The organism is Algoriphagus sp. 10J20-15, assembly GCF_055809615.1.
This window is the reverse complement of the sequence record NZ_JBVVUG010000034.1, coordinates 1-13,556: the sequence shown is the minus strand read 5'-3', so window position 1 is coordinate 13,556 and position 13,556 is coordinate 1. Positions and strand designations below refer to the sequence as shown.

The following is a 13,556-nucleotide window of genomic DNA, read 5'->3' as shown; positions in this document are numbered from 1 at the left end:
TACTGACCCTGCGCTGAACCAACTGGCTATCCAAAAAGGAAAAGGATCCCGTTGCACGTTCTTTTGGCAAGGATTGATATCCCGTGGACACAATTTCCACCGTGCTGAGTTCCATCTCTGAAGGCTGTAGGATTAAAGCCAACGCCTCCTTCAAAGGCAGGGTAATTGCCATTTTCCAGGGATTTCATGCCTATGTAGGAAATGAGCAAGGTGTAAGCTCCTTCGGGAGCCGATAGCTCGAATCTCCCCTCTTCATCAGAAATGGTACGATACTGCGTATCCTTTAAATAAATTAGTGAACCGGGCAAAGACAGCCCATCTGCATCTGTTACGAAACCTGTGAGCTTGACGGTTGTTTGTTGCTTGGCCTGACCTATTCCCATGAAAAGGGCCAGAGCCAACAAAGTCATAATAAAATGTTTCATGGCCGTGTGTTAAATGAAGTGGTGTACTGATGTGGTATTTGGGTTTGTATACTATCAAGGATGCTGTAAAGCTTATGGGGCTCCATGCTGTGAAGAGTCTGCATGCGTACTTTTGAATCCGGCCCAATGATCATTTTCTGGGGGAATGCAATAATGCCGTATCGGGAGAGCACCTCACTGTCTTTTTCAGCTTTTAGGTTTAAAAACTGATCAGAGGTGTATCTACCTGTATTCACGCTATTGCGCCAGGTTTCCTCCTCGGAATCGGCATTGATAGTCACCAAGATGACATCAGAAGTACTTAAAGCATCGGAATCCGCAGAACCCTCTTCCAGTAATACTTCCAGTGGAGTCAAAACCCTCTCATAGTCATCTATGCAGAATTTGCATCCGGAAATCCAGTAATGGATCAACAGGGTTTTACCTGTATAATTGGTTAGATCTACCGATTCACCTTGCTCATTGTAAAGCCCTCCAGATAGAAACCCACCTAGCTGAACCTCCCTTAGTGCTTCCAACTCCTCTCTTATCCATGGTGTCTGAACTATAGAAATACTCTTATCCAGCGTCTCAGTCAGGTTATCTCCTAAGCGATTGAAATTGCTTAGCATGTAATGACCGATCAGCTTGTCCTTCAGCTGGGAAGGATACTTATCCAATACCCCCAAAAAACTTGTCTCAGAAATCCCAGCTTCAATTACTGCCAGACCAACCACTGCTTCGATCAGCTGGGGATGTGACTGGACAAGCCCTTCCAGACCTAAGCCATGCGCCCAATCCAAAAATTCAGTAGCCTTTTCAGGAGCTTCCTTAAGCTGCTCGCTGGCAAACTCAGCTCGAGCCACCCCTTCCAGCAATACTGCTCCCTTCACTCGGGCTTCCAAACTTTGATATTCTGCAGGAGATAGGCGCTCCTTATACCCCTGCAAAACAATCCATGCCGGATGCTGAGCTAAAGGAACAAGTAAGTATTCCTTGAGGTGTTCCCAACCTGTTTCAGCAGGCACAAGCACCTTTAGCTTCACATACAGGTCATCAGGCCGCTGCATAGCTTTCTCTATAGCGTTCCCCTGAACTGGTATTGTCAAATAGCCCTTCACTCCTACCTGCAATAAGCAAGGGAGAGGAATTAAACTTGGCTTCGGCAATGGCCTGATCCAGCAAATATTGCGTACGGTAGAAATCTGCTTGTGGACCTCCAAAAAGAGTCAAGCCAGCACCTTGATCAAAACGGATTCTTACCCTATCGGAAGTATTAAAACTCCAGTGTTTAATCAGATTCACTTGTCCATTTGACAGGGAAAAGAATCCTTGATCCATCGATTGAGGCTGGGAAAAGGTAAAAACCTTCCTATTCCCACTTCCTTCAAAGAAGGTACCCTTCTCAGCTACCAAGGGAATGGCTTTCCCTGGGGAAACCGAAGGCGATTCACTAAGCAGCTCTTCCCAATAGGTCAGCTTCAGGGTATCAGGTGAACTGGATGCAGGTATCTCTATATAAAACATTCCTTCCGTGCGGGCAGAAGAGCTTGCGCCCTCCTGCCCTGGGATACCTACCTTTTGATCGCTTACAGAAAAATCTGCAATTCGATCTCCGGCAGACAGGCCAGGCTGATAAACCAAATCTGTACCTGGGGGTGACTCCGCAACTTTACTTTGTGCTTTTAGTGTGCTTATGGGAAGACATAGCAGTCCCATTAAGCAGATGAGTAGTGTTATTTTCATGCTTTTGGATTTTAAGCTGGAAGACGGGAGACCGAAGACGGTAGAAAGGTGTCCGGTGACCGATGTCCGGTGAAGAGGGACCGAAGACCGAAGACGGAAGTGAGTCCATAGTCCATAGACCAGGGTCAACAGCAGTCAGGGGGCAGAGAGCAGTGAAGCAGTCGCAGAAGTGAAAAGTCAGAAAGCTTAAGTCAGAAATCTGAAATCCTAACAACCGACCTTCAGGTCATTTTGAAGGAGTTCCGGCTGAGAAATCTCTCAACTCTAACTTCTTGACTCTTGGCTCTAGCTTCTTGTCTCCTGGCCCTTAATTTCTACTTCTACCCTCCAAATACTTTGTACTTTGTACTCGATACTTTGTACCCAATACAAGACATAATTCTCCCACCTTGCTCCGACCGGGCAACCAGCATTAATGAATAAGAAATAAACTGAAGTAATGGAGCTGTTGACCTGCTTGAGCAGATGATCTCCATCATCGTGTAACGTCTCCCGAAAAATCGGTATCGAGAACTCTCTGATCTGTACGGATAGTCCCGCCGAACATACAAAGCCCAATCGGAAGCAATCAGAGAGAAAAAGTGCCCTGATCCTTAAATCGGATTCTTAGGCTTCAGAGGATACAGGCGATCCACCGCAGCGATGCCCAGTTCCACTGGAAGGATGTAATAAGTAAAGCAATATGACCCAATGTAAAAATGTGCAGACAGATCCTTCCTCCAGAATATTGATCCCGGTAAGCATTTTAATCCAGAAAAAATCAAGGTCTGTTCCATGATACTTGGGTTATTACTAAGTGATTTTGAGACATGCTATAACAGGAATGACTCAATCGTCCTTGAAAGAAAAGGCTTCCACAAAATTTAGCAAAAGTGAGCTCACGTCGCAGCGTGAGCATTTTCACTTCACTTCTACTGTCTATGTTGAAAGTTGGCAGTTTTCTTAGACGAGACTATAAAGTGTAATTGCATTTGAGGATTCTCTCCAAATTTTCACATTGAAAATCAATACTCTTTTTCAATGACTTAGTCAAAAATATAAAAAGATTTCATAAAACGATAATATTTTTACTTTAAAATATATTTTATACCTTTTTTATGAAACTAAAATACTGAATACTGTAAGTTTTCCTTTACTTATATTTGGGAAACTTGGCAGTTTTCAAATGAAAAGAGAGATTTTTAATAGAATTAAGGCCGTCTTGGCTGAAGAAGGAAAGAAAAATATTGATTTAGCTAAAAAATTAAGTGTTAAGGACACGACTGTTTCTCGATGGGTTACAAATGATTCTCAGCCCTCGATTGAACGACTTTTCGAAATAGCTGATTATTTGGAAGTAGATGTGAGGACTCTTTTGGTTTCTAATAAACCAAAAAACAAACCTACTGAACCCGAAGCAATTTAAAACCTTACTCTACACTCCATTTCCGGATTCTATTATCAAGGTCTTTCTTGACTACAATTCCGTTATACATCTGATTAAGAGAAAGTAGGTATTTTAGCATGGTGACGGCGGTTTTCTTCGAGATGATTTCTGAGCTAACCAGTTGATCAAAAATCCAAATCAATCCATGACATTCCAAAGATTGCTTGGAAGCAAAACCCCTTACCAATTTATCACTGCTTAAAACAATAGTATTCTCAAGCCCCATAGCCAAATAGATCACAGTCTTATCCTCCTGAGAAAGCCCTCTTGGAAAAGGAATTTTAGCCATTTTTGCGAAATCATCATCTATCAAATTGTGTATAGTCAATAACTTCCCAGATTCATAGGCCTTTAAAATCTGCTTTTGCTCAGGGAAAAGCTCATTCACCACATCCACCGTGGTATGCATCTGAATATTCAGCTTAAAAAATGCCGCCACCAAATCCAGTTCAATCAGATCAATAAAAATACAAGCATCCGTGACTGCTACTTTCATCAGAAAACAAGATTTTCCTTTCTGAACTGTGCCAGTTTCTGATTCTTCAGAGAGGCTGCCTTACTTACTGAGATGAAGTTCTCAGCAAGCGCCCGGAAGAGCAGTTGGGAAAAGCGGTTGGAATGCTCCGCCCCTTCATAGGCCACTGGCTCAGTTTTTCGATAGCCCAATTCATTAAAACTCGCATAAAACTGCCTGAAGTAATTATCAGAGATCAACTGTAAATCTTTCGACCGATACACCAGCGCTTGCATGGATATTCCATACTGCTGTTTCATAGCAGTCAATTCATGAATGGAAAGCTTACTTCTTTTTCCACCAAGCTCTTTCTTTAAAGTATCCTGAGGGATAAGCATCGCAGTAGCAAAGGCATGGCAATACTTTTCCTTCTGTTTTTCGGGAAGATGATTGACATTCAAAAGCAAATGAGCCAACTCATGGAAAGCAGTAAAACGCTTCCGATCCAGCTTCTCTTTGAATTTTGCTTTATTTAGTACGATCAGCGGAATACGCTTCTCATTCACCCAGGTAGCAAAACCATCAAATTCTTCTGAGGATTCCAGTTCCAGCACCTTAATTTGGTGATCTTCCAACAGCTCTATCACATTGGCTACAGCTCCCCTACCGAGCTTCCATTCATCTCTTAGCTTTTCTGCCGCATGCTCAATATCTTCTTGAGAACTAATAGTCATCTCTGCGAGGGGATTATGAAAGGCAGTTTCTATTCCCAGGATTTCTTCCAGTTCCAGATATCTCCGTAACTCATCTTTGGCAATCTCCACTATCCGAACCCGCTCTTTGGCCGGGTAGTCCTGAAGCTTGCGGAACTCTATCTCTCCAAACTCCACAGCAGTGGAAGTATAGAAGTAATCGGGTCTTACCTGCAGTGCATCCGACAAGATCCCGATCATAGTGCTATCCGGCACCACCTGTCCTTGCTCGTATTTGCTTAGGGATTGTTTGGTGACACGGTTATCAATTTTGTCAGCCAAGCCTTGCAATGAAAGTCCATTCATCAAGCGTGCTGACTTAAGGCGTTCCGCAAAATAATTCATACTAGTGTAAAAGAGGGTTCGTAAAAGTAAACGCAAATGTAATACAGTAGTTTACAAAATTGCACAAAATTATACAGTTGACAACTAGAAGTGACAAACGGTCACTGAAATCAACGCATCATATTTCAGACATATTGACAGAAATAATACTGATTATTAATAATTTATGCAATTTTTCAAGTTAATGAAACCTAGATTGAACGAATTGGAGTTATAATTGATAATTTGTCAATCAAACTAAATTATAGAAATTATGTCTAAAGGTAAAAATCAACATGTAGTAAGACATCCAGAAGGCTGGGCTGTCAAAGGAGCGGGTAATAGCCGTGCTACCATAGTGACTACAACTCAAAGTGAGGCAATTCAAAAAGCACGAGGAATCGCACAGAATCAACAATCCGAGCTATTGATCCATGGTAAAAATGGACGGATTCAGGAACGGGATTCATTTGGAAACGATCCATTTCCACCGAAGGGGTAATATTATGACAGCCTCTTTAATCACTGCATTGATAAAACCTGTTCTTACAAAAGGAGCTTCTGTAGTATGGGAAAATAGAAATCACCTATGCCTTTACGCAAAAACGAAATTTTGGAAATATAAGGATCAAAACATAAGATTCTCCTTGAGTGGACTTTACAAAATTCAAATCCCGAATTCCAATAAGTATTTACTAGTTCTAAACAGAAGAATAGAAAACCAGCTTCAACCAGTCGGTGGAGTATATAAGCGATTTGGGGATGATAGCCTTTTTAATAGTTGGGGATATAAACCTGACAATTCTAAAAATGGGCTTGATGTAGATGAGTTAAGTAATACCGATTTAAGGTTTATGGTGAAAGGCAAATATGCTATCGAAGTTCTCAATTGGTATGAAAGTCAAAAATCAAGAGAAATTGAACCTAAAAGAGAATTTAAAGAGGAATTACTTGATACCAATATTTTGGATAAAGAAACCTTTTCGCACTTTGGGCAACAGCTCGATTAGAAGGTATTCTACTGATCTGCAATGGAGTGATTTCTTTGGGTGTTATGAAATTTTAGTTTATGACGTATTTGAACTTTTACCCAATGAGAAACAGAAAAAATGTCTTTTAGAACTTGCTGAAAAAGGAACGAACCTAAGTTCGGGATATGCTATTGTGACCTGTGATGATATAGAGCAGCTTCGATTTATGGAAAAAGGAAGGCAGATCGCCAGAATAGGAAAGCACGCACAATTACTTATTAACAAAGACTTAAAGAAATGATAGATATTTTCAAAGATTACGTTCTTCAACGAGAAGAGCTAGCCAGAATAGCTCAAGAACTTCAGTTAGACAAAACAAGATCAGATAGGATGGAAACTGCCTACAAGGCTGTTTCTGAATTACTTGAAAAGGACAATGATTTTTTCGCAGATCTAATCATCGAAGTTTATGCCCAAGGCTCAAAAAGAATTGGAACCACCGTAAAACCAATTAATGATGAGGATTTTGATTTAGATATCATACTTCACATTTATGATCCTTATTATCGTCATACCCCTGAGGAAATATACAATGCATTAGTTAGTTCTCTTGAAAATGATAGTTATTATAAATCTATCATGGAAAAGAAGAAAAGGTGCGTAAGGCTGAATTATAAAGGAGACTTTCATATGGACATACTGCCTGCATGTATGCCTGATCATTTCCAACGTGAACGGATCAAAATCCCTGAAAAAGCATTGAAAAGTTGGTCATCCGGGAATCCAAAAGGATATGCAATCTGGTTTTTGGGTATAGCTGCAAAAGCTAAAAAATCCTTACTACAGGAATATTCGCATGTCCTACTAAAGGCTCAAGTAGAAACTGAAACCCTCCCAGCAGAACTTTACTTGAAAACTCCACTTCAAAGAGCTGTACAACTTCTAAAAAGATACAGAGACATTTATTTCGAAGATAAAGATCTTAAAATATCGAGCATTGTCCTAACCACATTAGCTGCACATTTTTATGAAGGAGAAGAATCCATATTTGAAGCTCTGGATAAAATTCTGCACCGAATCAAAAGCAGTTATATGCAGTCAATAAATAGTGGTCATAGATTTAAAGTATTCAATCCAGTTGATCCCGAAGAAGAATTCACAGATTCATGGACACCTGCCCACTACTTTAGTTTTTATGAGTTCATAACTGATTTATATCAAAAATGGCAAAGCCTCATAAACTCCTTTGAAACAAGTCATAAGGAATATATCCAACTTTTCGGTGAAGGTATTTACAAAAAGACTCTAAATGAACAGATGATAAAGTTCACAAAATCCACAAAAGACGTTTTAGTACAATCCAGCGCATTAATTACGTCTGGAAACGCACTAACTGATACTAAAGGTTTTATAAACACTTCAACAGGCATCAAAAATGAACCACATCACAGTTTTGGAGAATAACCTCGAAAATGACAACCAAATAAATTGGTATTTCTTCCTGTCCTGTCAAAAGCTATTGGTTGAGCAAAATTTCCACTGGTTAAAACTGATGCTGGACTCTAAAAACAAACGACTAATTGGTTCTGGTGAAGTGAAAGTAGATCAGAAAAAAATCTCAGTAATTCTGTCATACTCCCCTTTCAACCGCTTTCGGTATGACCGGATTTATATTACAGACCAAGACATAAAATATCATCGAGACATTCATTTGTATTCAGACATGTCGCTATGCTTGTATCATCCAAGAATAGATCAACCTTTGCTACAGAAAATTCCGCTTGTTAAGATGATACCGTGGATAACAGAATGGGTTATATTTTACGAACAGTGGAAAAAATATGGAGTTTGGCTTGGAAGAGAAATTAAACACTAATATATCAGCTATTTAGCATTATCTCTGAATCAACCATCTTATCAATTAATCTTTTATTTAATCTTTTAATCAGAACTCTTAAGTTTTTCTTAAACCATGGTGGTGAATAGGGAGAGATAACAATATTGTCAATCAGATCATCAATATCAATACCTACATGAAAACCATTATGAAGAGCTAAATTATATTCTTCAGGTGCATTTACCAAATACTGATTATTTGACGTACCAAAAACTCGAACTTCTTTCTCATACTCGTAAAACTCCTTTTTAGTAATTGCCAATTTACTTTTTTCAAAATCTGCAAGCGCAATATGATTTTTATAAGAGACCTCTCCAATTTTCAGTCTATCAATTTCTAAGAGTGGATTATAATTTTCAAAAATCCCTGAGTTAATCTTGGAGCTTAATTTAACATTTGAATCTATTTTCTCAAGGCAGTTAATCAATTTTGATACTGTGCTTTTTATAGCAACTCCATTAATTGATCCTCCTAAATAAATTTTCCAAAGTGCATATGACTCTGCTTTATGCAAGGACCAACAGCTGACATAAGTATTTTCCTTAAACCTCTTAGCTATTAAAATTTCCTTCTCAATAGTCGATTTAGTTTTAATTAAATCCTGGCCATTTTGCAAATAGTGCTCCTTTCTTTCATTTAATGATTTTATAGGTATTTCCATTTCAAACCTATCTTCCATTTTCCCGGCATTTGCGAAATAAATCGACCTATTTAATAAGAGATCTAAAAATTTCTCGAATGACATATAGCGCCAAATTATTTTATTTCCATGAAGGGAACCCATTTTTTCAATTTCCATAACTTAAATTATTTAGTTAACTAATCAATTCTGAACAATTGAATAAAAAATATATTTAGATAACTCATTAATTTATAAAAATCTATAAATCAAAGTAGTTTACTCTTTGATAAATAAAATAAGCAACTTCTTCAGGAGTAAATATCCTCGCATCAATAAAGCCATCGGTTGATAATACCCCTTCGACTTCACCATCATCCATTTTTATAAAAATTATTTTCTCGTGCTCTCTTTTAAAAATCACTTCTCTGATTACTCTCCATTCTAATCCACACCATAATTTATTCTGGTAATCCTTAGATAAAAATACAGCCAATAACTTAGATTTATTCTTGTGAATATTTCCAAGATAAATATCTAGTTGAGGACGTGCTAGAAAAGCTTGAAAATCTTTATCATAAAATATAGGAGATCTCGGCAACAATCGCTTTAATTCTTTCAACACCTCTTCTACGAATAGACGGGATTCACCAGGAAAAGAAAAGGCCACATCGAAATCAATTTTAGCCGGATTGTTTAAAATTGATTTCTTTATTGAGTAAGCTCTTGGTAATACGATTCCATGTGAGCTTAATTCTTCAAAAATTTCTACATCTTTTACTGCCCAATGGGTTCTAAAAGATTCAAAGCCAAATATGTCAAGAATCGGGGCTAATTCTCGAAACTGCTCTACTGTAATCCAAGGACTAACCTCTTCTTTACGAAATTCCATTACAATGGTATTCGATTTTTCCCGTATACTCGTTAACCATCCAAATTTTGGAGGTTCATGGAAACCTTCATAGGCAAAAATGCAGGGAAATGTCATCAGCTCCTCTATAGAAGCTAATGTAAACTTCCCAAGCCTTTCAGAAATAGCAAGTGGGGTGTAATCATTAGCACTTACACATCTTTCTTTAGTCAAACTATACATCTTCCCTTCCCATGCATTCTCTTCCCCTGAAACCAGTAAATTATACATCGCAATTTTTTTAATCTTCTATTTTTCTAAGTTGTCAGAATGCCAATTACCTACTATACCTTTTAAAAATTCTCCGCCTGCTCAAAAATTTCCTTGTACACTTCATCCCGATCCACTGGCGGATAATCATTCTCTGCGAGCAAAATAATCAAATCCACTTTCAATTCTGCCTTGATATCATCCCGCTTGCTCCAATCAGTGTATTTGGCTTTGTCATCTACCGCATCTTTGACTAGCTGAGCCAGATGGATCAACTTGTCTTCGGGATAGACAAAATCATACTTTTTGGCCAAGGCTTTCAGAATATCATAGAAAGCCTTCTCCTCGAAATCAATCCCCATCTCAGCAAAGGATTCTTTCTCCTTTTTCATGGCATAATACAGGTCTATGATCTCATTGGTGAAGTCTTCCAACACTTCGCTTTGCAATACATCGGATTCCTTACGTTCATTGTATTTGTCCACCAGCGTTTGAATCTGTTTGGAGAAATCTATTCCCTTGATCTTATTGACTTTTTTGAATTCGTCAATTGCCTTGGCAAGTAATTTCTGTAACAACTTGATCTTGGTATGCGGAAGCTTGATCTTATCGATCTTAGCCAAGTAATCAGCCTCAAAAATATCCACTTCGCTTTGCCCCTCTTCCCCAAGTTTGAAGATCTCCTCTACCCCTTCGCTCTGAATCGCTTCCTGGATCATCTCACGAACTTTTACATTCATCTGATCGGTATCGGGGCTTTCTCCCTTGGTCAACTTGAACACAATGGAACGCACCGCAATAAAAAAATGAATCTTGTCTCTAACTTCATTGGTAAAGGCGGCAGATCCCGAGCAAATATCATAGGCAGCTTTCATCCGCTTCACCAGATTCATAAAGCGTCGCTCCAATTGCTGGGTTAGCTGCACAAAATTCCGCGGCTTGATTCAGGGTATGTAATTGCTGAAGAGGCGTGCCGTCAAAATATGCTCTGTAATCAAACTTATGGAAGATGGCTTCCAGCAGATCCAACTGATCTTTAACCACAATTATAGACTGCTCAATGTCTTCAAAGTTCTGGCTATCCACGGTGGAATACTGCTTCAAAGCCAGATTCATCTGCTTCTTGATGCCAATGTACTCTGACCACTAAGCCTTTTGACTTTCCTTCAAACTTCCGGTTCACTCTGGAAATCGTCTGAATCAAACTATGCTCAGCTGCACGGGCTTGTCTATGTATATGGTATCCAAAAAAGGCACATCAAATCCTGTCAGCCACATATCCACCACGATGGCAATCTTAAAATTACTCTTGGCATTCTTAAACTGTCGGTCCAATTCCTTTCGATAGTCCTGATTTCCGAGCAACTCGTAAAGATCCTTCTTATCGTCTTTTCCCCTTGTCATGACCATATTGACTCTGGCCATGGGAAGGATCTCCTTTCTTGTCTTTTTCACTGAGCACAACTCCCTTCCGCGGCGTGAAGGATTTCTCCCAGGCTGGCCGCAAAGCCAAAATTTCCTGATAAAGCAGATAAGCAATTTCTCGACTGCTACAGACAAACATCGCCTTTCCCAGCAATGTACTTCCTTCTTCTATTCTGGTTTCATAATGACGAACAAAGTCATACGCAATGGCTTTGATTCTTCCGGGATCTCCCAAAATCGTCCCCATCTGCGCCATTTGCCGCTTGCTCTCGTCAATCTGGTATTCATTTCCTCCTGAATCCCGCAACACTCGAATAGTAATGCTCGATCTCCTGAAGCTTGTGCTGTTTTCCGGCAGAGACCTTGGCTGCTCTACCTTCATCAGACGAATCCGCACCGTAATATCATCCATCACCGATTCGGTCATGGTGTAGGTATCCACAATCTCCCCAAACACATCCATGGTGGCATCGATACGGCGTTCCCGTGAAACCCACAAAGGTGGCATTCGGCAGGGAATCATGGAGATGCTTCGCAAAGCCAAAACTCTTCTTCACACCCTGCTCAGTAATCCGAACCTTCTGATCCAGATTGGTTTGGCTGCGATGTGCCTCATCGGAAATACAAATCACATTGCTTCGATCCGTGAGCAATTGGGTGTCCTCATTAAACTTATGAATCGTGGTCAAGAACACTCCCCGCTATTTCTTCCTTTCAACTCATTTCGTAGATCATCCCGACTGGTCACGGACTTGACTACATTGTCTCCGACAAAAGGCCTTTGGCGTTGAGCCTGGGCTTTTGTCCGCTCGACTGGCCATTCCAGATCGGTACGGTCAGTGATCAACACGATGGTCGGACTGGCAAAGTCCACAGACTTCATCAGCAAGCGGGTCAAAAAGAGCATGGTAAAGCTCTTGCCGCAACCTGTCGCTCCAAAGTAAGTTCCGCCCTTTCCATCCGCCTTCGCTCAAGCTTGCGGCGGACAAGTCCCCTTCTTCTTTTTTTCGATGAATTAATATATTATCAAATAGCTTGGTCGCTGCATAGTACTGCGGATAGCGGCAGACGATCTTTTCATCTCTCTTTGGAGCTATCAGGCAGGTAAATAAAATTATGGATGATATCCGTGAGTCGGTGCTTATCCAGCATCCCACGGATCAGTGTGTACATGGCGTCGATGCCATGCACCTTGGTGGACTTGCCAGTAGCTGGATCGATTTCCTGATCCAAGCCTTCGATTTTCCGCCAGACATAGAAGAACTCATAGGGCGCAAAAAAACTTCCTGCCTTGGTATTCACCCCATCGGAGATCACGCAAAAGGCATTGTACTTAAATAAATCCGGAACATCCCGTCGGTATCGATTCGTCAGCTGATCGTAAGCAGAGAACAAAGAGGCGGTTTCTCGGATAGAAGACTTAAACTCAAAAACGACCAAAGGCAAACCATTGATGTAAAGAATGCCATCGGGAATCCGCTTCTCAAAACCCTGTATCTCCAATTGATTCACGAACTTAAAGCGGTTCTTTTCCGGTTCCTCGTAATGGATCAAAGAGATAAAAATATCCTTGTTTTTGTGATTCTCACGCTTCAGCAGAAAGCCATCCCGCACCCAATTCATGATCGTCTTATTCGTCTCATAGAGATCCGAAGCGGGCAACTTCTCCAATTCCCTAATAATGGAAAAGATCTCCACCGGAGTGATTTTCTGCGCGGCATAGCGCTCCAGCAAATAGCCTTGCAGATCCTCCCGTATCAGAACCTCTTCCTTGGCCCTATTAATCTCCTCACCCGGCACATAGGGATAACCCTGATCTCCTAAAAGAGCAATAAAGGCTTGTTCAAGTTGGGATTCGGTGAATTTCATTTATACCTCTTGTGGGATATATTCTTCAAAAAAAGCTAAAATATCATCAATGAATTGTTCCTCTCTCTCCTCAATATCTTTTTTAACCCAGTCATTAAATTGAAAATTACTTAAGTCTAAAATTGTTGCTATTTTGCTTTGAGAGTACTTGTTTTTCTTATTACCAAAATACCCATTTCCAGCTTGAATATTAAGCTTTTTCTCAAACACTATCTTATTACCAAAACGATCTAAGTATTGTAAAGCATCTGAAATATTCCAGCCATTATAATTAGTGTCTTGCCATTTTTTTGGAAAAATATGTTCAATATCAAAAGTATATGGAATCATATTTTTTTGATTTGGATTCAAATATGCATGCAAAAGTAAAAGAGATCTAGACAACCTTGAGGAAGAATGTTTTCTAATTTCAGACCTGAATAAATCTTTATTTAAAACATATCGATATTTCATTCCTTCGCCATTAAATATAGATATGCAAGTGTTATAAGTATCATCTTTAATTGCATTTACTGATGGATAATTAATGAACTTTGAAAAAAGAGGTGC

General features: G+C 39.7%; 21 protein-coding genes. 6 read left to right on the top strand and 15 right to left on the bottom strand.

What is annotated here, in order from left to right; translation table 11 throughout:
* Nucleotides 1-26: 26 nt before the first annotated feature.
* The 3 genes from AC0L6R_RS13545 to AC0L6R_RS13535 are packed head-to-tail and all read right to left on the bottom strand — an operon-like array spanning nt 27 to nt 2,150.
* On the bottom strand, nt 27-425 hold the full coding sequence (locus AC0L6R_RS13545) for a carboxypeptidase-like regulatory domain-containing protein (protein WP_473271674.1): 399 nt from the start codon (nt 423-425) through the stop codon (nt 27-29).
* The gene (locus AC0L6R_RS13540) at nt 422-1,474 is read right to left on the bottom strand and encodes a TlpA family protein disulfide reductase (protein WP_473271673.1); all 1,053 of its coding nucleotides are present in this window, start codon (nt 1,472-1,474) and stop codon (nt 422-424) included. The genes AC0L6R_RS13545 and AC0L6R_RS13540 overlap by 4 nt, the downstream gene beginning before the upstream one ends.
* Nucleotides 1,461-2,150, bottom strand: a complete 690-nt coding sequence (locus AC0L6R_RS13535) for a hypothetical protein (RefSeq protein WP_473271672.1) — start codon at nt 2,148-2,150, stop codon at nt 1,461-1,463. Before AC0L6R_RS13535 ends, AC0L6R_RS13540 begins: the two co-directional genes overlap by 14 nt.
* A 1,165-nt stretch (nt 2,151-3,315) precedes the next feature.
* On the opposite strand from AC0L6R_RS13535, the gene AC0L6R_RS13530 reads away from it, so the two are divergent.
* On the top strand, nt 3,316-3,555 hold the full coding sequence (locus tag AC0L6R_RS13530) for a helix-turn-helix transcriptional regulator (RefSeq protein ID WP_473271670.1): 240 nt from the start codon (nt 3,316-3,318) through the stop codon (nt 3,553-3,555).
* A 4-nt stretch (nt 3,556-3,559) separates the two neighbouring features.
* Here AC0L6R_RS13530 and AC0L6R_RS13525 read toward each other — a convergent pair whose 3' ends face one another.
* Together AC0L6R_RS13525 and AC0L6R_RS13520 are read right to left on the bottom strand one after the other, a co-directional pair.
* Nucleotides 3,560-4,072 (bottom strand): PIN domain-containing protein, encoded by a 513-nt coding sequence (locus tag AC0L6R_RS13525; RefSeq protein WP_473271668.1) that lies wholly within the window; start codon nt 4,070-4,072, stop codon nt 3,560-3,562.
* Nucleotides 4,072-5,127: a helix-turn-helix domain-containing protein gene (locus tag AC0L6R_RS13520; protein WP_473271667.1), complete on the bottom strand. Its 1,056-nt coding sequence runs from the start codon at nt 5,125-5,127 to the stop codon at nt 4,072-4,074. The genes AC0L6R_RS13525 and AC0L6R_RS13520 overlap by 1 nt, the downstream gene beginning before the upstream one ends.
* Nucleotides 5,128-5,380: 253 nt before the next feature.
* On the opposite strand from AC0L6R_RS13520, the gene AC0L6R_RS13515 reads away from it, so the two are divergent.
* From AC0L6R_RS13515 to AC0L6R_RS13495, 5 genes are read left to right on the top strand one after another with little or no spacing between them, the layout of a single operon-like run.
* Nucleotides 5,381-5,608, top strand: coding sequence for a DUF2188 domain-containing protein (locus tag AC0L6R_RS13515; RefSeq protein WP_473271665.1), 228 nt, complete (start codon nt 5,381-5,383; stop codon nt 5,606-5,608).
* Nucleotides 5,609-5,612: 4 nt separating this feature from the next.
* The gene (locus AC0L6R_RS13510; protein WP_473271662.1) at nt 5,613-6,116 is read left to right on the top strand and encodes an SMODS-associated NUDIX domain-containing protein; all 504 of its coding nucleotides are present in this window, start codon (nt 5,613-5,615) and stop codon (nt 6,114-6,116) included.
* Nucleotides 6,097-6,378, top strand: a complete 282-nt coding sequence (locus AC0L6R_RS13505) for an SMODS-associated NUDIX domain-containing protein (protein WP_473271661.1) — start codon at nt 6,097-6,099, stop codon at nt 6,376-6,378. Before AC0L6R_RS13510 ends, AC0L6R_RS13505 begins: the two co-directional genes overlap by 20 nt.
* On the top strand, nt 6,375-7,541 hold the full coding sequence (locus tag AC0L6R_RS13500) for an SMODS domain-containing nucleotidyltransferase (protein ID WP_473271659.1): 1,167 nt from the start codon (nt 6,375-6,377) through the stop codon (nt 7,539-7,541). Before AC0L6R_RS13505 ends, AC0L6R_RS13500 begins: the two co-directional genes overlap by 4 nt.
* Entirely contained in the window at nt 7,513-7,953 is a 441-nt protein-coding gene (locus tag AC0L6R_RS13495) for a type II CBASS E2 protein (protein ID WP_473271657.1), read from the top strand. The genes AC0L6R_RS13500 and AC0L6R_RS13495 overlap by 29 nt, the downstream gene beginning before the upstream one ends.
* Before the next feature lie 4 nt (nt 7,954-7,957).
* Here AC0L6R_RS13495 and AC0L6R_RS13490 read toward each other — a convergent pair whose 3' ends face one another.
* From AC0L6R_RS13490 to AC0L6R_RS13445, 10 genes are all read right to left on the bottom strand, one after another.
* Complete coding sequence (locus AC0L6R_RS13490; RefSeq protein WP_473271656.1) at nt 7,958-8,773, bottom strand: hypothetical protein; 816 nt, start codon at nt 8,771-8,773, stop codon at nt 7,958-7,960.
* Nucleotides 8,774-8,855: 82 nt separating this feature from the next.
* Nucleotides 8,856-9,734, bottom strand: coding sequence for a hypothetical protein (locus AC0L6R_RS13485; RefSeq protein ID WP_473271654.1), 879 nt, complete (start codon nt 9,732-9,734; stop codon nt 8,856-8,858).
* A 62-nt stretch (nt 9,735-9,796) separates the two neighbouring features.
* Complete coding sequence (locus tag AC0L6R_RS13480; protein WP_473271653.1) at nt 9,797-10,606, bottom strand: DUF3387 domain-containing protein; 810 nt, start codon at nt 10,604-10,606, stop codon at nt 9,797-9,799.
* A complete protein-coding gene (locus tag AC0L6R_RS13475) occupies nt 10,572-10,829 on the bottom strand; it encodes a type I restriction enzyme endonuclease domain-containing protein (RefSeq protein WP_473271652.1) in 258 nt (85 codons plus the stop codon). The genes AC0L6R_RS13480 and AC0L6R_RS13475 overlap by 35 nt, the downstream gene beginning before the upstream one ends.
* 84 nt (nt 10,830-10,913) lie before the next feature.
* The gene (locus tag AC0L6R_RS13470) at nt 10,914-11,117 is read right to left on the bottom strand and encodes a type I restriction enzyme subunit R domain-containing protein (protein WP_473271650.1); all 204 of its coding nucleotides are present in this window, start codon (nt 11,115-11,117) and stop codon (nt 10,914-10,916) included.
* The gene (locus AC0L6R_RS13465; protein WP_473271725.1) at nt 11,095-11,637 is read right to left on the bottom strand and encodes a hypothetical protein; all 543 of its coding nucleotides are present in this window, start codon (nt 11,635-11,637) and stop codon (nt 11,095-11,097) included. Before AC0L6R_RS13465 ends, AC0L6R_RS13470 begins: the two co-directional genes overlap by 23 nt.
* Nucleotides 11,543-11,833 (bottom strand): DEAD/DEAH box helicase family protein, encoded by a 291-nt coding sequence (locus tag AC0L6R_RS13460; RefSeq protein WP_473271649.1) that lies wholly within the window; start codon nt 11,831-11,833, stop codon nt 11,543-11,545. The genes AC0L6R_RS13465 and AC0L6R_RS13460 overlap by 95 nt, the downstream gene beginning before the upstream one ends.
* Entirely contained in the window at nt 11,824-12,045 is a 222-nt protein-coding gene (locus AC0L6R_RS13455) for a hypothetical protein (RefSeq protein ID WP_473271648.1), read from the bottom strand. Before AC0L6R_RS13455 ends, AC0L6R_RS13460 begins: the two co-directional genes overlap by 10 nt.
* Nucleotides 12,046-12,215: 170 nt before the next feature.
* On the bottom strand, nt 12,216-13,007 hold the full coding sequence (locus AC0L6R_RS13450; RefSeq protein ID WP_473271647.1) for a type I restriction endonuclease: 792 nt from the start codon (nt 13,005-13,007) through the stop codon (nt 12,216-12,218).
* The coding region (locus AC0L6R_RS13445; RefSeq protein WP_473271645.1) for an HNH endonuclease family protein at nt 13,008-13,556 on the bottom strand (549 nt) is incomplete at its 5' end.

Coding starts and splice junctions, on each gene's coding strand:
- AC0L6R_RS13480 (WP_473271653.1), bottom strand. CDS start 10,606: ATGAATCTGGTGAAGCGGATGAAAGCTGCCTATGATATTTGCTCGGGA.
- AC0L6R_RS13485 (WP_473271654.1), bottom strand. CDS start 9,734: ATGTATAATTTACTGGTTTCAGGGGAAGAGAATGCATGGGAAGGGAAG.
- AC0L6R_RS13470 (WP_473271650.1), bottom strand. CDS start 11,117: ATGACAAGGGGAAAAGACGATAAGAAGGATCTTTACGAGTTGCTCGGA.
- AC0L6R_RS13455 (WP_473271648.1), bottom strand. CDS start 12,045: ATGCTCTTTTTGACCCGCTTGCTGATGAAGTCTGTGGACTTTGCCAGT.
- AC0L6R_RS13525 (WP_473271668.1), bottom strand. CDS start 4,072: ATGAAAGTAGCAGTCACGGATGCTTGTATTTTTATTGATCTGATTGAA.
- AC0L6R_RS13490 (WP_473271656.1), bottom strand. CDS start 8,773: ATGGAAATTGAAAAAATGGGTTCCCTTCATGGAAATAAAATAATTTGG.
- AC0L6R_RS13510 (WP_473271662.1), top strand. CDS start 5,613: ATGACAGCCTCTTTAATCACTGCATTGATAAAACCTGTTCTTACAAAA.
- AC0L6R_RS13530 (WP_473271670.1), top strand. CDS start 3,316: ATGAAAAGAGAGATTTTTAATAGAATTAAGGCCGTCTTGGCTGAAGAA.
- AC0L6R_RS13500 (WP_473271659.1), top strand. CDS start 6,375: ATGATAGATATTTTCAAAGATTACGTTCTTCAACGAGAAGAGCTAGCC.
- AC0L6R_RS13535 (WP_473271672.1), bottom strand. CDS start 2,150: ATGAAAATAACACTACTCATCTGCTTAATGGGACTGCTATGTCTTCCC.
- AC0L6R_RS13495 (WP_473271657.1), top strand. CDS start 7,513: ATGAACCACATCACAGTTTTGGAGAATAACCTCGAAAATGACAACCAA.
- AC0L6R_RS13540 (WP_473271673.1), bottom strand. CDS start 1,474: ATGCAGCGGCCTGATGACCTGTATGTGAAGCTAAAGGTGCTTGTGCCT.
- AC0L6R_RS13545 (WP_473271674.1), bottom strand. CDS start 425: ATGAAACATTTTATTATGACTTTGTTGGCTCTGGCCCTTTTCATGGGA.
- AC0L6R_RS13520 (WP_473271667.1), bottom strand. CDS start 5,127: ATGAATTATTTTGCGGAACGCCTTAAGTCAGCACGCTTGATGAATGGA.
- AC0L6R_RS13450 (WP_473271647.1), bottom strand. CDS start 13,007: ATGAAATTCACCGAATCCCAACTTGAACAAGCCTTTATTGCTCTTTTA.
- AC0L6R_RS13515 (WP_473271665.1), top strand. CDS start 5,381: ATGTCTAAAGGTAAAAATCAACATGTAGTAAGACATCCAGAAGGCTGG.
- AC0L6R_RS13475 (WP_473271652.1), bottom strand. CDS start 10,829: ATGAATCTGGCTTTGAAGCAGTATTCCACCGTGGATAGCCAGAACTTT.